This is a genomic window from Massilia sp. METH4, assembly GCF_037094685.1.
Taxonomy (GTDB): Bacteria; Pseudomonadota; Gammaproteobacteria; order Burkholderiales; family Burkholderiaceae_D; genus Rugamonas.
The window spans coordinates 5,792,942-5,810,630 of record NZ_CP146614.1 but is presented as its reverse complement, the minus strand read 5'-3'; the positions used below and the strand labels follow the sequence as shown (position 1 = coordinate 5,810,630).

Genomic DNA, 17,689 nt, shown 5'->3' with positions numbered 1-17,689 from the left:
GTGTTGTAAGCTGAGCGCAACACTAGCAATGTGCAAGCGCCGTGGATGACGGATTGAACGCTCCTGCCGCGAACTGTCAGGAGGGCTGGACTACCATCTGCCTCTCACCAAGCAGAAGGAGGCGCTATGTTTGTCATCATGGGAGCATCTGGCCACGTGGGTGCGGAAGTGGCCAATGTCCTGACCGGACAGGGTCACGACATCATCGCTGTCACGCACGATCCGCAACAGGCCGGGCGCTGGCGATCCGCCGGAAGAAACGCGGCCGTGGCGGACGTCAACGATCCGGAGAGCTTGCGGGCAGTGTTCCGGCAGGGCCGGCGCGCATTCCTGCTGAACCCGCCGGCGCCGGTCGGCCAGGATACGGATACGGCCGAACGAGAGAGTGTGGCGTGCATCCTGAATGCGCTCGCCTTGTGCGGCCTTGAAAAAGTGGTTGCCGCGTCCACGGGAGGTGCCCGGCCCGGCGAACGGCTCGGCGACCTGAACGTTCTGTGGGAGCTGGAGGAAGGGCTGCGCCGCGGTCCGATCCCGGCGGCCTTCAATCGTGCCGGCTTCTACATGAGCAATTGGGACGGCCAGCTGGAAGCGATCCGCGAAACCGGTACGCTGACATCGTTTTTCCCGGCCGACTTGCGTTTGCCGATGGTTGCGCCCCGCGACCTCGGCGAGGCCGCCGCGCGGCGCCTGCTGTCGTCGGTCGACGATACCGGGGTGATGTACGTCGAGGGCCCCGAGCGCTACAGTGCAAACGACGTGGCGGCCGCCTTTGCCGAGGCGCTGCAACGCCAGGTTCGCGTAGAGGTGGTGCCGCGCGACCAATGGGTGGATACGTTCCGCTCGCTCGGCTTCTCGCGGCCTGCCGCCGAATCGTACGCCCGCATGACCGGCATCTCGCTGGACAGCCTCGACATGCCCGACGACGCGATCCGTGGCCGCATCACGATCGACGCCTACATTCGCGAACTGGTGGACCGCGAGATGCCAGCGGCCCCGTGATCCCAACGCGGCGCCGCAAACGTTTTCGCAAGCTTACACTTGGTAGCTGTCCATCGCCAGCCGGTCACAAACCGGTCCTTTCCACGCCTTTCAAAAGGATATGCCGATGTCAGCCACCATCACCATCAATGGCGCCCCGGTGCCATTGCCTGCCGACCCGCGCGTGTCGCTGCTCGACATGCTGCGGGAGACCCTGCACCTTTCCGGTACCAAGAAGGGCTGCAACCAGGGCGCCTGCGGCGCCTGCACCGTGCTCGTCGATGGCGAGCAGCGCATTCTCTCCTGCCTCGCGCTCGCCGTGCAGTACGAAGGCCGGGCGATCACGTCGATCGAGGGGCTGGCCGCCGATGGCGCGCTGCACCCGTTGCAGCAGGCGTTCATCGCGCACGACGGCTTCCAGTGCGGCTATTGCACGCCCGGCCAGATCTGCTCGGCGCTGGGCATGGCGGCCGAGCTGCGGCGTGGCGTGCCCAGCTACGTGACCGAGGACCTGGCCGCCGAAACGGTCGAGCTCAACCATGACGAGGTGCGCGAGCGCATGAGCGGCAACCTGTGCCGCTGCGGCGCCTACAACGGCATCGTCGATGCCGTCACCGAACACCACGGCAAGGAGGCGCCATGACGCCCTTTACCTTTGCGCGCGCCGCCACGCCCGGCGACGCCGTACTGCGCGGGACGGCGCCGGGCACCAAATACCTGGGCGGCGGCACCAACCTGATCGACCTGATGCGCGAGACCGTCGAGCATCCCGTCGCGCTGGTCGACGTGACGGGCCTGTCCGCCGCGATCGAGGAACGGCCGGACGGCGGCCTGCTCATCGGTGCCGCGGCGAAGAACACGGCGGTGGCCGAGCACCGGGCCGTGCGCACCTGCTTCCCGCTGCTGACGCGGGCGATCACGGCCGGCGCCTCCGCGCAGATCCGCAATATGGCGACGGTGGGCGGCAACCTGCTGCAGCGCACCCGCTGCGGCTATTTCTATGACAACGACGGTTCCCGCTGCAACAAGCGCGAACCGGGGCAGGGCTGCGACGCGCTGCACGGCTTCAACCGCATGCATGCGATCCTCGGAGCCTCCGGGCATTGCGTGGCCACGCATCCGTCCGACATGGCGGTGGCGCTGGCGGCGCTCGATGCAACCGTCCACTTGCAGGGCACCGGCGGCGCGCGCACCGTCGCGCTGAACGATTTCCACCTGCTGCCGGAAGACCACCCTGAACGCGAAACGGTCCTGCAACCAGGGGAACTGATTACCGCCATCGAGATTCCGCCGCTGGCCTTCGCCGCGCGCTCGGCCTACCGCAAGGTGCGCGACCGGGCCAGCTATGCATTCGCCCTGGTGTCCGTGGCCGCCGCGCTCGACGTGCATGATGGCGTGGTGCGCGACGTGCGCGTGGCGCTGGGGGGCGTGGCGCACAAGCCGTGGCGCGCCTGGACGGCCGAGCGGATGCTCAAGGGCCGGCCCGCCACCGAAGACCTGTTCAACGCCGCCGCCGCCGCCGAGCTGGCGGACGCCCGCCCGCTGCGCGACAACGCCTTCAAGGTCGACCTGGCGCAGCGCAGCATCGTGGCCGTGCTGAGCGGCCTGGTCGATACCCGTTCCTGAAGGAGCCGCCGATGAATATCGTGCAGAAAGCCGTGCAGACGGCGATGCAGAAGGCCGTCGAACTCGCGCCGGATGCGTTGATTCCCGGCGGCACGCCAGACCCGCTGATCGATGCGGGGCATGAACTGATCGGCGCGCCCGTGCCGCGCGTCGATGGCACCGTGAAAGTGCGCGGCGCCGCCCCGTTCGCCGCGGAGTTCGCCCTCGACCGCATGGCCTACGCGGCCCTCGTCTACAGCACCATCGCCAAAGGGCGCATTGCCACGCTCGACACCGCCGCGGCGCAAGCGGCGCCCGGCGTCGTGCTCGTGATGACGTACAAGAACGCGCCGCGCATGAACCCGGTGCCGATGATCTTCACGAAGCCCAAGGCGGCGCATCCCGACGACCTGCCCGTCTTCCAGGACGATGGCGTGCACTGGAACGGCCAGCCTGTGGCGCTGGTGCTGGCGGAAACGCAGGAGCAGGCCGACCATGCCAAGTCGCTGGTGCGCGTCACGTACCACGAGGAGCCGGGCGTCACCTCGCTCGCCGAGGCGAAGGCGAACGGGCTCGAGGACACGTCTTTCCAGGGCGAGCCCCAGCACGTGGAGATTGGCGATGCCGAAGCCGCGCTCGCCGCGTCGGCATATCGAACCGACGCCGTCTACCACACGCCCCGCCTGAACCATAACGCAATCGAACTGCACGGCGTGACGGTGGCATGGCATGGCGACGAACTGCGCCTGCACGACGCTTCGCAGGCGGTAACGAATACCGCCTGGTCGCTGGCGCAGGCGTTCGGCATCGAGGAAAAGCAGGTGCATGTGACGTCGCCCTTCGTCGGCGGCGGCTTCGGCGGCAAGCTGCTGTGGCAGCACCAGGTGCTGGCCGCGGCGGCGGCGAAGCTGGCCGGCCGGCCGGTGCGCCTGGCGCTGTCGCGCGAGGGCGTGTACCGCATCGTGGGCGGCCGCACGCTGACGGAACAGCGCGTGGCCATCGGTGCCGATGCGGACGGACGCTTCACGGCGCTGATCCAGGAAGGCGTGGTGGCGATGACGCCGCATAACGGCATGGCCGAACCGTTCATCATGCCGGCCAGGTCGCTGTACGCGGCGGGCAGCTTCCGGCTGAACGTGCAGGCCGTGCGCATGAACATGGTGGCCAACACCTTCATGCGCGCACCCGGCGAGGCGCCCGGCTCGTTCGCGCTGGAATGCGCGATCGACGAGCTGGCCGAAAAGCTCGATATCGACCCGGTGGAGCTGCGCCGCCGCAACGACCCCGAAAAAGACCCCACCACGGGCATGCCGTTCTCCTCGCACCACCTGGTGGAAGCCTACCGGATGGGCGCCGAGCGCTTCGGCTGGGCGCAACGGCACGCGCGCCCGCGCATGCGCCGCGAGGGGGAATGGCTGGTGGGCCTGGGCTGCGCCACGGCCACGTATCCGTACTACCGCATGTCCGGCGGGGCGGCCCGCATCACGATCACGCGCGAGGCGAAAGTGCGCGTGGAGGTGGCGGCGCACGAGATGGGCATGGGAACGGCCACCGTGCAGGCCCAGGTGGTGGCCGCACGGCTCGGCGTACCGCTGCCGAACGTGACGGTGGCCTACGGCGATTCGGCCTTTCCCGGCACCATCCTGGCCGGCGGATCGCAGCAGACGGCGTCCATCGGCCGCGGCGTCGTGGCGGCACTGCGCGGCCTGCTGACGGACCTGCTGCGGCTGGGCGGCAAGGGTACCCTGATCGAAGGCCTGTACTTCGACCAGGTGCGCGGTGTGAACGGCGGCTTGTGCAAGGCCGACGACCCGGCGCGCTTCGCCAGCTATGCCGAGCTGCTCGCGCGCGCGGGCGTGGACGAGCTGCAGGTCGAAGGCCAGGCGCCGCCGCCGCTGGAACTGCGCCACTGGTCGATGCACTCGACGGGGGCGATCTTCTGCGAGGCGCGCGTGAACGCGGTGACGGGCGAGCCGCGCGTGGCCCGCCTGCTGGGGTCGTTCGACTGCGGCCGCATCCTGAACGCGAAGACGGCAGCGAGCCAGTTCCGCGGCGGCATGATCATGGGCATGGGCATGGCGCTGATGGAAGAAACGCAGTTCGACGAGCGCAATGGCCGCGTGATGAACCCGAACCTGTCGGACTACCACGTGCCTGTCCACCTGGACGTGCCCCCGATCGACGTGATGTGGACGGATATTCCCGATCCGCACGCGCCGGCCGGCGCGCGCGGCATCGGCGAGATCGGCATCACCGGTACGGCGGCGGCGGTCGCGAATGCGATCTACAACGCCTGCGGGGTGCGGGTGCGCGACCTGCCGATCACGCTCGACAAGCTGCTGCGGTAGGCTTTACTTCCGCGTGTACCGCGCCGTTTCGGCCAGCTCGTCGATGGCGCGTACCAGCTGGCGCAACTGGCGGTCGAAAATCGCCACGAAGCGGGCCGCCGGGTGTTCCGGCGGCAGCGTGGCTTTCATGAGGTCGACCCCGCTGCGCATCGGGGCCAGCGGATTGCGCAGGTCGTGGCAGAGCGTGAGCAGGAAGTCGGCGCGGCGCTGTTCCGCCGTCGACAGCTCGCGGATCGCCGTGCGCAGCTTTTCCTCGACATCTTCCCTGGCGGCCAGTGCCGCGTGGGCTTCGGCCCGCACGCGCTGCAATTCGCGTTCGTACGCGCGCCGGTCGCCGGCCACGAAGATCGCCACCTGGTCGAGCAACCCCGCTTCGAAACGTTGCCGGGCCACGTTGAGCAGGGCCGGCACGCGGGTGCCGTCGCGCCGCACCAGGTCGATCTGTACCTCGCTGACCGACTGCTGCAGCTGCAGCAGCGGCAGGCAGTGACTCTGGTAATACACGCCGCCGCCGATGCTGAACAGCTCCAGCAGGTCCATGCCGCCCACCAGCTCCCGCTCGGAATAGCCGAGCCAGGCCACGGCCGTGGCGTTGACGCGCAGGATCGCGCCTTCCGTGTCCGTGAGCAGCAAGGCGCACGGCGCGTGGACGAACAGGTCGCCCGAGGCGGGCAGCGTCAGGGGTTCGGGAGTGTCGGACATGGTTCAGCCGATCGCGTGCCGCAGGAAAACCCCGATGGCGTCGGCACTCGCACGTGGCGCGCTCATGTGAGGACAATGGCCGATATTGTCGATCATGCGCAGCACGCTTCCCGCCAGCGCCCCGTGCATGTACTGGCCAACCGAGGGCGGCGCGATCAGGTCTTCGGTGCATTGGAGGATCAGGGAGGGCGTGGCCGAACGCGGCAGGTCGGCCCGGTGATCCGACAGGAAGGTGACGCGGGCGAAATGCGCGGCGATGGTCGGGTCGGCGCGGCAGAAGCTGTCGGCCAGTTCGCTGCCCAGTTCAGGGTGATCCGGCGCGCCCATGATGGCCGGCGCCGCGGCGCGGGCCCAGGCAACGTAATTGTCGGTGATCGTCTGCAGCATGTCTTCGATGTCGAGCAGCGAAAAGCCACCGTGGTAGTCGCCATCGTTGAGGTAGCAGGGTGAAGGGCTCACCATCACCTGGCCCGCGAAACGGTCGGGCCGCTCGATCGTGGCCAGCAAGCCGATCATCGATGCCACCGAGTGGCCAACGAACACGACAGGGCCAGCAGCGAATGCGTCGGCGATTTCCAGCACGTCCCGGGCGTAGCCGTGCAGCGAACCGTACTTGTGCCGGTCATAGGCGCTCCAGTCCGAGCCTCCGCAGCCGACCGCGTCGAACAGCACGATGCGGTAGCGGTCCTGGAAGGCGGGCACGAGGAAGCGCCACATCGACTGGTCGCAGCCGAAACCGTGTGCGAAGAGCAGTGTGGCGGGGCCGCTGCCCCATGCCTTTATATTGTTGCGTTGCTGTACGCTCGTCTCCATATTCCACCACCTTCCGATGAGGTTGCGGAGAATCCGGGCAATGCCAGCCCGGATGGTATAGATGTGAGTGTAGCAGGGTTGCGCTCGCGCCGCGTGGCCGGGCGCGCGCTTTCAGCGGGCTGGCAACACCGTGCCGGCCGCCTCGCCGAAGCCGATGCGCGGCAGGCCCGGGCGCACGGCGCGGCCGCGCAGCACGACCGTGTCGCCGTCTTCCAGGAAGGTGCGCTGTTCGCCGTTCGGCAGCGTCAGCGCGGCCTTGCCACCGCCGGACAGTTCGAGCAGCGAGCCGGCAGCTTCGGGCTCGGGCCCGGACTGGGTGCCCGAACCCAGCAGGTCGCCCGGCCGCAGGCCGCAACCGTTCACCGTGTGGTGCGCCACCATCTGCGCCACGCTCCAGTAGGAATCGCGGAAGTTCGAGCGCGAGATGGAGACTGCCGGCTGGCCATTTTCTCGCATGGCCGCGGTACGCAGCAGCACCTCGAGCTCGATGTCGAAGGCACCCGAGTCGCGCAGTGCCGGATAGTCGAGGTAGGGCAGCGGCTGGGGATCGGCCGCGTCGCGCTTCCAGGCTGCGCGGTAAGGGGCGAGCGCCTCGGTCGTCACGATCCACGGCGAGATGGTCGTCGCAAAATTCTTGGCCAGGAAAGGTCCCAGCGGCTGGTATTCCCAGGCCTGCAGGTCGCGCGCCGACCAGTCGTTCAGCAGGCACAGGCCGAACACGTGCGCGTCGGCGTCCGCCACGGCGATCGGCTCGCCATCGGCATTGCCGCTGCCGATGAAGATGCCGACTTCCAGCTCGTAGTCGAGCCGGCGGCTGGGCCCGAAGTGGGGCTCGCTGCCGCCCGTGGTCGGGCGCGTCTGGCCTTTCGGGCGCGGGAAGGCCTGGCCGGATACGCCGATCGACGAGGCTCGGCCGTGGTAGCCGATCGGTACCCACTTGTAGTTCGGCAGCAGTGGCTCATCGGGGCGGAACAGGCGGCCGACGGCGGTGGCATGGTGGATCGACGTGTAGAAGTCCGTGTAGTCGCCGATGCGCGCCGGTAACGTGAACTCCGCGCCCGCCTGGGGCACCAGCGCCTGCGGCAGCTCGGACGCGCCGCTGCGCAACAGCCGCGACAGCGCCAGGCGCAGCGCCGACCACGCCGCCGGGCCGGCCGCCATGAAGTCGTTCAGCGTGTCGCGGGCGGCCAGTGCCAGGGCGGCGCGGGCTTCCTCGCCAAAGGCCAAAGCCGCGTCGCCGAGCGCCGCCAGGTCCAGCACCTGGTCGCCGATCGCCACGCCGCCACGAAAGGCTTCGTTGCTGCCGGCGCGCCGGAACACGGCGAAGGGCAGGTTCTGGATCGGGAAGTCGCCGGCGGGATCGTTCGCCGATGCAACCCAGCTGGTCAGCGACGGGTCGTGGGTCTCGTTCAAGGTCATGGTCATGTGCGTCATGCTTTCGATGCGTTGAAGTGTTTGCGGATGCCGGCCCAGCATTCATGGTAGTTCGATTGCAGCTGCGGCGACGCCAGCGCGTACGCGGTAGGGCGGATCACGTCGCGCGTCTCGAACATGAACGCCATCGTGGCATCGACCTTGTGGGGCTTGCTCGTATCGGCCGCGCTGGCTTTCTCGAACGTGGCGGCGTCCGGCCCGTGACCGCTCATGCAGTTGTGCAGGCTGGCGCCGCCGGGGCGGAAACCCTCGGCCTTGGCGTCGTATTCGCCGGCGATCAGGCCCATGAATTCACTGGCCACGTTGCGGTGGAACCAGGGCGGGCGGAAAGTGTTCTCGGCGGCCAGCCAGCGGGGCGGGAAAATCACGAAGTCCAGCGTATCGACGCCCGGCGTGTCGCTCGGCGCCTGCAGCACGAGGAAGATCGACGGGTCGGGGTGGTCGTAGCTGATCGAGCCGATCGTGTTGAAGTGGCGCAAGTCGTATTTGTAGGGCGCGTAGTTGCCGTGCCAAGCGACCACGTCGAGCGGCGAGTGCTTGACGTCGGCACGCCACAGGTTGCCCGCGAACTTGGCGACCAGCTCGAAGTCGCCCTCGCGGTCTTCATAGGCGGCCTGGGGCGTCAGGAAATCGCGCGGATTGGCCAGGCCGTTTGAACCGATCGGACCCAGGTCGGGCAATTGGAGCAGGGCGCCGAAGTTCTCGCAGAGGTAGCCGCGCGCCGCGCCGTCGGGCAAGGTGACCTGGAAGCGCACGCCGCGCGGGATCACGGCGATTTCCTGCGGTTCCACGTCGACGATGCCGAATTCGGTGGCGATGCGCAGCCGGCCTTCCTGGGGCACGATCAGCAATTCGCCGTCGGCATCGTAGAAGTAGCGGCCTTCCATCGGCTTGTTCGCCGCGTAGAGGTGGATCGCCACGCCGGCATTGCCGGCCATCGTCACCCAGCCGTCGATGAAGTCGGTGGGCGCGACGGGCGGCGGCAGCGGGTCCCAGCGCAGCTGGTTCGGCGGCACGGGCACTTCGTCGAACCGGCTCACGATGCGGCCGTTGTCGGTGCGGGTGAAGGGTTGATGGACGGCGGCCGGGCGGATGCGATACAGCCAGCTGCGGCGGTTGTGCGCGCGCGGAGCCGTGAAGGCCGTGCCCGACAATTGCTCGGCATACAGGCCGTAGGCGGCGCGCTGGGGCGAGTTGCGGTGGGGCGGCAGGGCACCGGGTAGCGCCTCGGTGGCGAATTCGTTGCCAAAGCCGGACAGGTAACCGGGGTGCAGGTCGGTCGTGTTCACGTCGTCTCCTGGGATTGGAATGCGTGAACGGCACTGTAGACCATTTGCGCGGTGAATGAGAAAATGCGCTTTATTTACGATATCAATAGAGCGGCAACCCCACGATGGAATTGCGCGAGCTGGACCTGAACCTGCTGCTGGTGTTCCAGGAAGTGTTCCGCGAGCGGCAGATCTCGGCCGCGGCGCGGCGACTGCGCCTGACGCAATCGGCGGTCAGCAATGCACTGGCGCGCCTGCGCCGCGCCACCGGCGACGAACTGTTCGTGCGCACCGCGACCGGCATGCAGCCGACCCCCTATGCCGAACGCATGGCCGAACCGGTGGCCGCGGCCCTGTCGCACCTGGAACAGGCGCTGGCACCGGCGCAGGCCTTCGACCCGGCGGGCAGCCGCCGCCGCTTCACGATCGCGATGACGGACGTGGGCGAGGTGTACTTCATGCCCCGCCTCATCGAGTTGTGCGGCGCTGTCGCGCCGGGCGTGCAGATCGCCTCCGTGCGGGTGGGCACGGCGGTCTTGCGTGCCGAGATGGAGGCGGGCCGCATCGACCTGGCCATCGGCGCCTTCGACGACGCGCCCGGCGCGCTGTATCAGCGCCGCCTGTTCCGGCAGGAGTACGTGAGCCTGTTCCGGACCGGCCACCCGCTGGCGGCGGAACCGCTGACGATGAAGCGTTTCACCGCCGCGCGGCATCTGGTCGTGGCGGCGCTGGAAAGCCCTTACGACCGCATCAACACCGCATTGCAAAAGGCGGGCATCCTCGCCTCCGCCAGCTTTTCGGTGCCGCATTTCTCGGCCGCGCCCTATATCGTGAGCACCACGGACCTGGTGGTGACGGTGCCGCAGAAACTGGCCGAGCGGGCCGCCGCCCCGTTCGGCCTCGTGTACGTGAAGTCGCCGCTGCGGCTGGCGGCGCTGCAAACGAACGTGTTCTGGCACCGGCGCTACAACCAGGACGAAGGCAACCGCTGGCTGCGCACGCTGGTGGCGGACGCGTTCGGCGAATAGATTTTGCTACGCTCGTCATACTTGAGATCTGGAAGGAAGACCAATGCTCGTCAGTTTCACCATCCTGCTGCTGTTCCAGTGCCTGGGGGAGGGCATCGTCTATGTGCTGCACCTGCCCATTCCCGGCCCGGTGGCCGGCATGCTGCTGCTGTTCGGGGCGCTGGTGGCCTCGCCGGCCCTGCTGGAGCGCATCGAGAGGGATGCCAACGAATTGCTGCGCCACCTGTCGCTGCTGTTCGTGCCGGCCGGCGTGGGCATCGTGGCGGCGGCATCGTCCAGCAGCGGCCACTGGCTGGCACTGCTGGCGGGCCTGGCGGGCAGCACGCTGCTGACGCTGGCCGTAACGGCCCTCGTGCTGCGCGCGCTGATGCCGAAGGACCGCGATGTTTGAGCTGGCCGAACTGCGTTCCTTCTGGGTCTACCTCAGCGCCTCGCCGCTGCTGGGGCTTACGCTGACCTTGTGCGCCTACGCGGTGGCGCAAGCCATCTACGCGCGCTGCAAGTTCTCGCCGCTGGCAAACCCCGTGGCGATCGCCATCGCCTTCGTTTGCGCGGCCCTGTGGCTGTCCGGCATGTCGTACGAGCGCTACTTTGCCGGCGCCCAGTTCGTGCACTTCCTGCTCGGCCCCGCCACCGTGGCGCTGGCCGTGCCGCTGGTGCGCCAGTTGCCGCGCCTGCGGCGCGCCTTCGCGCCGCTGTCGGTGGCACTGCTGTGCGGTTCCGTCACGGCCATCGCATCGGCCGTGTGCATCACCGTGGCGCTGGGCGGCTCCGCGCAACTGGCCCGCTCGATCGGCCCGAAGTCGGCCACCACGCCGATCGCCATGGCCGTCTCGGAACGGCTGGGCGGCCTGCCGTCGCTGACGGCCGTGCTGGTGATCGGCACGGGCATCTTCGGCGCGGTCACGGCGCGCTTCCTGTTCGGCTGGATGAAGATCGCCTCGCACGAGGTGCGCGGCTTCGCGCTGGGCGTGGCGTCGCACGGCATCGGCACCGCGAGAGCCTTCCAGGTCAGTGCGGAGATGGGCGCGTTTGCCGGGCTGGGGATGGGGTTGAACGGGGTGGTGACGGCCTTGCTGGCACCGGGCTTGATCCCGCTGCTGCTGCGATGGCTGGGCGTTTAGCGCGAGGGCGTCGCCAGGGCACCGTTTTGAGAAGTTCTGCTGGGCAGTATATGATCGACAACAATCCCATCGGAAGGAGAAATTTCTTGCTCGACCTGATTCTGCAAATCGCCGGTCCACTGGTGATGAAACGATACCGCGCCATGCGCATGGCCGCTGGCGCGCTCCTCGTTGCCGGCATTGCCATCGTCGCGTTCGCGGTGGTCGGCCGATGACTTCCCCACCCAGCCGGACCGACCGGTTCTTCAACTTCATCAGGCGTTTGAACAGCGTTGTCCTGTCGCTGCTGTTATTGGCCGGCGCGGGTTTCATGGCGTTCTTGTGGTGGGAAAGTCGCCCGAGCGCGCCGACCGGTCCCACCGCGCCGCCCCAGGTCGTGGATACTGCGGCCGGAGAGAGCGAGACGGTGGACCTGGACTTCACCGACGCCGAGCGCATCGAATCGGCGCGGACCGACATGCTCCGGCTGATCACCAGCACAGGTTCGGTGGGCAGCTATGGCAGCCGGCGAAAGGACGTTGCACGCAACGTTCTGTTTATCAGCGATGGTGAGACCACGGGCCGGTGGCTGTTCAAGGACCACAAGAACATCGTGCATGCACTGCATGAACTGCCGGAAGCGAGCCGCGATGCCAACGACTCGGAAACGCTGGCGATCTATGTCGAATTCAACGCCATTCGGGCCGGCAGCCAATCGGCAACGCATGGCGGCCCGGTCGACGTGGGGCTGGCCCGGCCCGACGGCAAGGAGCTGACGACCGTGCTGCGCGGCGTGCGCGTACTGTCCCGCCGCGTTGCCGACGGGCGGCTGCACATCACGTTCCAGCGCGACGCCGCGGTATGGCAAGCGGAAATCGCGCTTGCCGATTTCCGGGAGAGCGGGAAACGGCAAGTCGCCAAGGTCCCCCAGAGCCTCTGAGGCTTCGTCATGCCAGGCCGGCAACGGATGTCCGGTTGTTGGTGTTGCCAATGGGATACAATGGTTTCCTGCCGCATTGCCGCGCCCGGCAGCCATGCTATCCTGCCGGCTGGACGGCCGAAAAAACGCCGAAATCATCGTTCAGCCTTTATTTCGCCGCCGTGTCCCACTCGATCAGCTTGCCTGCCAAGTCCCATGCCGTTCCTGCCGCCGCCCTGGGCTACGCTCCGAAGCCGAGCTCCGCGGCGGCACGGGCGACCGTGTCGATCCTGTGTGCGGTCACGTTCTTCTTCACTGTCATCGAAACCTGGAGCCGCTACACGGCATGGAAAAGCCAGCTGGGCCAGAGCGCGGTGGCCGTGGAAAACATCGCGCTGGCGGCCGACGAGCATGCCGAAGGTACCCTGAACACCGTTTCGTGGCTGATCGACGGCCTCGTCGAACGCGTCGAGACAGATGGCATTGCCGAAGCGGCGGAGCGGATCCGGCTTCGCGACTACATGCGGACCCGGCTGGGGAAGAAGAACTCGGCGCTGCACGGCATGTTCGTGTACGGCGCGCGTGGGGAACTGCTGATTTCTTCCGACAAGCGCCCGGCGTGGCACGTCACCATCGGCGACCGGCCCTATTTCGCCCATCACCGCGAGCACGCGACTCGCGAGGTGCACGTCGGGCCGCCGATCGTCAGCCGGACCGACGGCGAATGGGAGGTCACGCTGTCGCGCCGCTTCGATGACCGTAACGGCAACTTCGCGGGGATCGTACTGGCCACCATTCCGGTGAGTTACTTCGAGCGCTATTTCCGCCGCTTCGCCGTCGGCAAACAAGGCGCCATGCTCCTGGCGATGAAGGACGGCACGGTGGTGATCGGGAGCCGCTCCGGGAAGGACCGCGTGGGCACTTCCGTGGCGAACTCGCCGCTGTTCGAGCACATGCGGCAGACCGGCAGCGCGCGCGATACGGTGATGCTGGCGACAGACTTCGACGGCGCCGAACGCATGATCAGCTATCGCCGCCTGGCCGATTACCCGGTCGTCGTGGTGGCCGCGCTGGCCAAGGATGAGATCCTGGCCGACTGGTGGACGGTCACGCGGCAGGAAGCGGCCGCCATCGTCTTCATGCTGGCCACGTTGTACGCACTGGGTGGCTGGCTGCTGGCGCACATCCGCCACAAGCAGCAACTGGAAATGCGCTTGCGGCTCGCCCAGGCGGACCTGGAAGCCAAGAATGCGGCGCTGGACCGCATGGCCCACAGCGACGCCCTGACGGGCCTGGCGAACCGCCGCAGCCTGGACGAGCGCCTGGCGTCCGAGGTGGGGCGCGCGGCGCGGGAAGGCGGCAGCGTCGCCCTCGTGATGATCGACGTGGATTTCTTCAAGCGCTACAACGACTCGCTCGGCCACGCGGCTGGTGACGATTGCCTGCGCCGGGTCGCGGCCGCGATCGCGACGGCCGTCCACCGGCCGGCCGACCTCGCCGCGCGGTTCGGGGGCGAGGAGTTCGCGATCGTGCTGCCGGACACCGACAGGGCGGGTGCCCGGCAGGTCGCCGAGGCAGCCCGCGCCGCCGTCGGCGCGCTGGCGCTGCCGCATCCGGCGAACGGCAAGGGCATCGTCACGATCAGCGCCGGCGTGGCATCGTTCCGGCCCGGGCCGGCCGAATCGGCGCGACTGCTGGTCGAAGCCGCCGATGCAGCGCTGTATCGGGCGAAGGAAGAGGGGCGGGACAGGGTCGCGGACTGAAGGCAGCCTGCCTGGCTACCGCCGCACTGCCGCCAGCCAAAGTAGCGGCAGCGCCGCCTAACACTGCATCCCACCAGCCGGGCTGACCGCCACCTGCAAGGTGGCACGCAAGCCCGGCCGGTTATCGGCCAGCAGCAGCGCGCCGCCATGCAGCCGGGCGACGGCCGAAACCACGCTCAGGCCCAGTCCGACGCCCGGCGTGCCCCGGCTCACATCGCCGCGATAGAAGCGCTCGACTACGCGGGGCCGCTCGTCTTCCTGGATGCCGGGGCCATTGTCGGCCACCACGATCTCCAACACGTCGCGCTGCGCCTTGTGCGCCGAGACGCCGATCGTGCCCCCTTCGGGTGCGAACTTCAGCGCATTTTCGACCAGGTTGCCCAGTGCCTGCGCGAGGAGGACCGGGTCGCCCACGGCCTGCAACGGCTTGCCCGGCGCGAAGCCCAGCGTGATGTTCTTCAGCTCCGCGACCGGCGTGTAGAACTCGACCACTTCGGCCGCCAGGCTCGTCACGTCCACCTGCTTGAACCCGTTGCGCCGGCTGCCGCTGTCGATTTCGGCCAGGCGCAGCAGTGCGTTGAAGATGTTCATCACGCGGTCGACGTCGTCGATCGCGGCATCGATCTCGGCGAACGTCTCCTCTTCGTTCGGGCGCGTGACGGCCAGTTCCTCGAGCCGGGCACGCAGCTCCGACAGGGGCGTGCGCAGGTCGTGCGCGATGGCGTTCGACACGTCCTGCACGCCCGTCACGAGGTGCTCGATCTGGTCCAGCATGCGGTTCACGGTGCGCGTGAGCAATTGCAGCTCGTCGCCATCGTGCGGCTCGGCGAGCCGGCGCGACAGCTTGCCTTCGATGATGGCGGCCGTCGTCTGGCTGATGCCCTGCACGCGCGCGAGCAGGGCGCGGCGGATCATCACGCCCCCCAGCGCTGCCCCGGCCAGCACGGTGAACGCGCACGCCAGCAGGCCAAACACGAACAGGCGCTCCAGCTCGTCGAAGCGGTTCAGGTTGCTGGCGATGAGCAGGCGGTGGCCGCTGGCGAAGGTCACCCGTACCAGCTCGATGCGGCGCGGCACGCCGTCGAGGTGGATCGTGGCCGAGCCGGCGCCGTCGCGTTCCGGCAAGCCGTCCGGCCAGCCGGGCAGGTTGCCGGCCAGTTTCACGCCGTTCGGCGCCGTGAACAGCATGATCTTGCGTACACCGTCGTTGACGCCCACCACCTGGCTCTCGATGGCGGCGGCCAGCGCCAACGGGCCGTTGCGGTTGAACAGGTTGGCCAGGCGCTGCGCATCGGAGTTCAGCAACCCGGTGCGCACTTCCTGGATATTCGTATGCCACGCGTGCCACAGCGGGCCGGCGAACATGGCCAGCACCAGCAGGCTCACGAGCGCGTAGCCGATCGCGATCGTGCGGGCGGAAAAGCCGGGCAGCCTCAGCATCGCGGCAAGCTCACGGCTGGTCGGTCAGCATGTAGCCGGCATTGCGCACGGTGCGCAGCAGCGGCTTGTCGAAGCCCGCGTCGATCTTCTGGCGCAGCTTGCTGATGTGGACGTCGATCACATTGGTCTGCGGGTCGAAGTGGTAGTCCCACACATTCTCCAGCAGCATGGTGCGCGTGACGACCTGGTTGGCGTGGCGGATCAGGTATTCGAGCAGCTTGAATTCGCGCGGCTGCAGGGCGACCGGCTTGCCGGCGCGCGTGACCTTGTGGGCGAGCATGTCGACGGTAAGGTCGTCCACGGTGATCGACGTTTCCACCGCCTGGTGCTGCGACCGGCGCAGCAGCGCGTCCAGGCGGGCGAGCAGCTCGCCGAACGCGAACGGTTTCACCAGGTAGTCGTCGCCGCCGCTTTTCAGGCCGAGGATGCGGTCATCGACGCCGTCGAGCGCCGAAAGGATCAGGATCGGCACACGGTTGCCCTGCTGGCGCAGCGCTTCCACGATGGCCAGGCCGTCGATCCCGCCTGGCAGCATGCGGTCCATCACGATCGCATCATAGGGTTCGCTCACGGCGTGGTACATGCCATCGCGGCCGTTATCGGCGTGGTCGACCGTGTGGCCGGCTTCGGCCAGGCCTTTCTTGACGAAGCGGGCGACGCGCTCGTTGTCTTCGACGAGGAGGAGTTTCATCTTGTTCGGGGTTCTTCAGGGGAAAACCGGTGTCGTACACCTTTTCCGGATGAAGCCCCGGAAAAGGTGTACGACACCAAAGCAGCCGCCCCTGGTGTCGCACACCATTTCGCTCTGGCGAAATGGTGTGCGACACCGGTTTTCGGTGGATGTCTCAGCTGGCGGGAATGACTACGCCGGCATCCGCCCGCGCCGGCGTCTCGCCGGTGCGTTCGAGCCACCCGCCGCCCAGTGCGCGGTACAGGCCCACGAGGGCCGCGAGCTGGTTCTGCCGCGCGGCGATCAGCGCAATGCGCGCATTGTACAGGTCCGTCTTCGCCGTCAGCACGCCGAGGTAGTCGCCGGTGCCGCTCGAATACAGCAGCTCGGCCAGTTCCAGCCGGCGCTGCTGGGCGGCCACGTCGCGGCGGCGGGCTTCTAGCTCGGTGCCGTAGGTGCCGCGCGCCGCCAGGCCGTCCGCCACTTCGCGGAACGCGACCTGTACCGACTGCCGGTACTGGGCCACGCCGATGTCGCGCGCGAGGCGGGCATTTTCCAGGTTCGCCTGCCGCGCGCCGCCGTCGAACAGAGGCAGCACCAGGCTGGGCGCGAACGACCATACGCCGGTGCCCGCGTCGAACAGCCTGCTCAAGGCGGCGCTGGCGGTGCCCGCGCTGGCCGTCAGTTGGATGGACGGGAAGAACGCCGCGCGCGCCGCGCCAATGTTCGCGTACCCGGCGCGCAGCAGCGCCTCGGCTTGCAGCACGTCCGGCCGGCGCAGCAGCAGGTCGGAGGGCAGGCCGGCCGGCACGTCGGCCAGCAGCGGCAGCCGGTCCAGCGGCGTCGCGGGGCCGCTGGCCGGCGGCAGCGGCTGGCCCAGCAACTGCACCAGCGCGTTTTCCGCCTGGGCGCGCAGCCGCTGCTGCGCCGCGTGGTTCGCGAGCGCCTGTTCCACCGTGCCGCGCGCCAGCGTCTCATCGAGCTCCGAGACGGTGCCGGTATCGAATTGCAGCTTGACGATGCGGTACGACTCGCGCGCCGTCGCCAGCGTTTCGCCGGTCACGGCCAGCTGTTCCTCGTAGGCCAGCATGGCCAGGTATTGCTCGGCCACCTGCGCCACGAGCAGGATGTGCGCGGCTTGCCGGCCGTAGGCCGTGGCCAGGTACTGTTCGCGCGCCGCATCGGTGAGGCTTTGCAGCCGGCCGAACAGGTCGACTTCCCACGCCGCACCCAGGCCGGCGAAATTGCCGTGGGTCGCGTTGCCCGTGGTTGCGCTCTTGCCGCGGGTGCCGGAAGCTTCCACGTCCACCTGGGGCAGGGCGGCGCTGCGCTGCAATTGCAGCTGCGTGCGCGCCTGGCCGACGCGCACCAGGGCAATTTGCAAGTCCTGGTTGTTGGCCAGCGCGATGCCCACCAGCTGGCGCAGGCGTTCATCGACGAGGAAATCGCGCCAGCCCGTGTCGGCGGCAGCCGTCGTGTTGGCCGTGTTGGCCGAAGCATAGGCCGGTCCCGTCGGGTAGGCGGCGGGTGCCGCGTCGGCGGGCCGCTCGTAGGCCGGTTGCAGTGCGCAGCCGGAGGCAAGCGCGGCGGTGACGGCGATGCACGTCAGTTTCGTCAT

The 17,689-nt window shown here is 68.3% G+C and carries 17 protein-coding genes; 10 read left to right on the top strand and 7 right to left on the bottom strand.

Translation table 11 applies throughout. The features are described 5' to 3' along the window. Positions 1 to 126 precede the first annotated feature (126 nt). From V6Z91_RS25470 to V6Z91_RS25455, 4 genes are all read left to right on the top strand, one after another. A complete protein-coding gene (locus V6Z91_RS25470) occupies positions 127 to 999 on the top strand; it encodes an NmrA family NAD(P)-binding protein (RefSeq protein ID WP_338762856.1) in 873 nt (290 codons plus the stop codon). Between the two features lie 106 nt (positions 1,000 to 1,105). Next, the gene (locus tag V6Z91_RS25465) at positions 1,106 to 1,621 is read left to right on the top strand and encodes a 2Fe-2S iron-sulfur cluster-binding protein (RefSeq protein WP_338762853.1); all 516 of its coding nucleotides are present in this window, start codon (positions 1,106 to 1,108) and stop codon (positions 1,619 to 1,621) included. Continuing rightward, a complete protein-coding gene (locus tag V6Z91_RS25460; RefSeq protein WP_338762850.1) occupies positions 1,618 to 2,604 on the top strand; it encodes a xanthine dehydrogenase family protein subunit M in 987 nt (328 codons plus the stop codon). The genes V6Z91_RS25465 and V6Z91_RS25460 overlap by 4 nt, the downstream gene beginning before the upstream one ends. Positions 2,605 to 2,615: 11 nt before the next feature. Further along, positions 2,616 to 4,931, top strand: coding sequence for a xanthine dehydrogenase family protein molybdopterin-binding subunit (locus V6Z91_RS25455; protein WP_338762847.1), 2,316 nt, complete (start codon positions 2,616 to 2,618; stop codon positions 4,929 to 4,931). Positions 4,932 to 4,934: 3 nt separating this feature from the next. On the opposite strand, the gene V6Z91_RS25450 is transcribed toward V6Z91_RS25455, so the two are convergent. From V6Z91_RS25450 to hmgA, 4 genes are all read right to left on the bottom strand, one after another. Continuing rightward, positions 4,935 to 5,633, bottom strand: coding sequence for a PAS domain-containing protein (locus V6Z91_RS25450; protein ID WP_338762844.1), 699 nt, complete (start codon positions 5,631 to 5,633; stop codon positions 4,935 to 4,937). A gap of 3 nt (positions 5,634 to 5,636) precedes the next feature. Beyond that, positions 5,637 to 6,446 carry an alpha/beta hydrolase gene (locus V6Z91_RS25445; RefSeq protein ID WP_338762841.1) on the bottom strand — a complete coding sequence of 270 codons (810 nt, stop codon included), beginning with the start codon at positions 6,444 to 6,446 and terminating at the stop codon, positions 5,637 to 5,639. Positions 6,447 to 6,557: 111 nt separating this feature from the next. Next, positions 6,558 to 7,871, bottom strand: coding sequence for a fumarylacetoacetase (gene fahA, locus V6Z91_RS25440; protein WP_338772047.1), 1,314 nt, complete (start codon positions 7,869 to 7,871; stop codon positions 6,558 to 6,560). A 5-nt stretch (positions 7,872 to 7,876) separates the two neighbouring features. Beyond that, complete coding sequence (gene hmgA, locus V6Z91_RS25435; protein WP_338762838.1) at positions 7,877 to 9,169, bottom strand: homogentisate 1,2-dioxygenase; 1,293 nt, start codon at positions 9,167 to 9,169, stop codon at positions 7,877 to 7,879. A 104-nt stretch (positions 9,170 to 9,273) separates the two neighbouring features. Between hmgA and V6Z91_RS25430 the strand changes: the two genes are divergently transcribed. The 6 genes from V6Z91_RS25430 to V6Z91_RS25405 all read left to right on the top strand — a co-directional run bounded on the left by V6Z91_RS25430 (position 9,274) and on the right by V6Z91_RS25405 (position 13,961). After that, the gene (locus tag V6Z91_RS25430) at positions 9,274 to 10,176 is read left to right on the top strand and encodes a LysR family transcriptional regulator (protein ID WP_338762835.1); all 903 of its coding nucleotides are present in this window, start codon (positions 9,274 to 9,276) and stop codon (positions 10,174 to 10,176) included. 43 nt (positions 10,177 to 10,219) lie between these two features. Then, positions 10,220 to 10,567, top strand: coding sequence for a CidA/LrgA family protein (locus V6Z91_RS25425; RefSeq protein ID WP_338762832.1), 348 nt, complete (start codon positions 10,220 to 10,222; stop codon positions 10,565 to 10,567). After that, positions 10,560 to 11,300, top strand: coding sequence for an LrgB family protein (locus tag V6Z91_RS25420; RefSeq protein WP_338762829.1), 741 nt, complete (start codon positions 10,560 to 10,562; stop codon positions 11,298 to 11,300). Before V6Z91_RS25425 ends, V6Z91_RS25420 begins: the two co-directional genes overlap by 8 nt. An 86-nt stretch (positions 11,301 to 11,386) precedes the next feature. Then, the gene (locus V6Z91_RS25415; protein WP_338762826.1) at positions 11,387 to 11,515 is read left to right on the top strand and encodes a hypothetical protein; all 129 of its coding nucleotides are present in this window, start codon (positions 11,387 to 11,389) and stop codon (positions 11,513 to 11,515) included. Further along, a complete protein-coding gene (locus V6Z91_RS25410) occupies positions 11,512 to 12,219 on the top strand; it encodes a hypothetical protein (RefSeq protein WP_338762824.1) in 708 nt (235 codons plus the stop codon). The genes V6Z91_RS25415 and V6Z91_RS25410 overlap by 4 nt, the downstream gene beginning before the upstream one ends. A 50-nt stretch (positions 12,220 to 12,269) precedes the next feature. Beyond that, positions 12,270 to 13,961, top strand: coding sequence for a diguanylate cyclase (locus tag V6Z91_RS25405; RefSeq protein ID WP_338762821.1), 1,692 nt, complete (start codon positions 12,270 to 12,272; stop codon positions 13,959 to 13,961). A gap of 57 nt (positions 13,962 to 14,018) precedes the next feature. Here V6Z91_RS25405 and V6Z91_RS25400 read toward each other — a convergent pair whose 3' ends face one another. The 3 genes from V6Z91_RS25400 to V6Z91_RS25390 form a co-directional block, all read right to left on the bottom strand. Further along, entirely contained in the window at positions 14,019 to 15,401 is a 1,383-nt protein-coding gene (locus V6Z91_RS25400) for a HAMP domain-containing sensor histidine kinase (protein WP_338762819.1), read from the bottom strand. Positions 15,402 to 15,411: 10 nt separating this feature from the next. Further along, the gene (locus tag V6Z91_RS25395) at positions 15,412 to 16,092 is read right to left on the bottom strand and encodes a response regulator transcription factor (protein ID WP_338762816.1); all 681 of its coding nucleotides are present in this window, start codon (positions 16,090 to 16,092) and stop codon (positions 15,412 to 15,414) included. A gap of 154 nt (positions 16,093 to 16,246) precedes the next feature. Next, positions 16,247 to 17,689: an efflux transporter outer membrane subunit gene (locus V6Z91_RS25390; RefSeq protein ID WP_338762814.1), complete on the bottom strand. Its 1,443-nt coding sequence runs from the start codon at positions 17,687 to 17,689 to the stop codon at positions 16,247 to 16,249.

Bases quoted from the DNA above. Each gene is read 5' to 3' on its own strand.
- V6Z91_RS25470 (WP_338762856.1), top strand. From the start codon at position 127: ATGTTTGTCATCATGGGAGCATCTGGCCACGTGGGTGCGGAAGTGGCC.
- V6Z91_RS25465 (WP_338762853.1), top strand. From the start codon at position 1,106: ATGTCAGCCACCATCACCATCAATGGCGCCCCGGTGCCATTGCCTGCC.
- V6Z91_RS25460 (WP_338762850.1), top strand. From the start codon at position 1,618: ATGACGCCCTTTACCTTTGCGCGCGCCGCCACGCCCGGCGACGCCGTA.
- V6Z91_RS25455 (WP_338762847.1), top strand. From the start codon at position 2,616: ATGAATATCGTGCAGAAAGCCGTGCAGACGGCGATGCAGAAGGCCGTC.
- V6Z91_RS25450 (WP_338762844.1), bottom strand. From the start codon at position 5,633: ATGTCCGACACTCCCGAACCCCTGACGCTGCCCGCCTCGGGCGACCTG.
- V6Z91_RS25445 (WP_338762841.1), bottom strand. From the start codon at position 6,446: ATGGAGACGAGCGTACAGCAACGCAACAATATAAAGGCATGGGGCAGC.
- fahA (WP_338772047.1), bottom strand. From the start codon at position 7,871: ATGACCATGACCTTGAACGAGACCCACGACCCGTCGCTGACCAGCTGG.
- V6Z91_RS25430 (WP_338762835.1), top strand. From the start codon at position 9,274: ATGGAATTGCGCGAGCTGGACCTGAACCTGCTGCTGGTGTTCCAGGAA.
- V6Z91_RS25425 (WP_338762832.1), top strand. From the start codon at position 10,220: ATGCTCGTCAGTTTCACCATCCTGCTGCTGTTCCAGTGCCTGGGGGAG.
- V6Z91_RS25420 (WP_338762829.1), top strand. From the start codon at position 10,560: ATGTTTGAGCTGGCCGAACTGCGTTCCTTCTGGGTCTACCTCAGCGCC.
- V6Z91_RS25410 (WP_338762824.1), top strand. From the start codon at position 11,512: ATGACTTCCCCACCCAGCCGGACCGACCGGTTCTTCAACTTCATCAGG.
- V6Z91_RS25405 (WP_338762821.1), top strand. From the start codon at position 12,270: ATGGGATACAATGGTTTCCTGCCGCATTGCCGCGCCCGGCAGCCATGC.
- V6Z91_RS25400 (WP_338762819.1), bottom strand. From the start codon at position 15,401: ATGCTGAGGCTGCCCGGCTTTTCCGCCCGCACGATCGCGATCGGCTAC.
- V6Z91_RS25395 (WP_338762816.1), bottom strand. From the start codon at position 16,092: ATGAAACTCCTCCTCGTCGAAGACAACGAGCGCGTCGCCCGCTTCGTC.
- V6Z91_RS25390 (WP_338762814.1), bottom strand. From the start codon at position 17,689: ATGACGAAACTGACGTGCATCGCCGTCACCGCCGCGCTTGCCTCCGGC.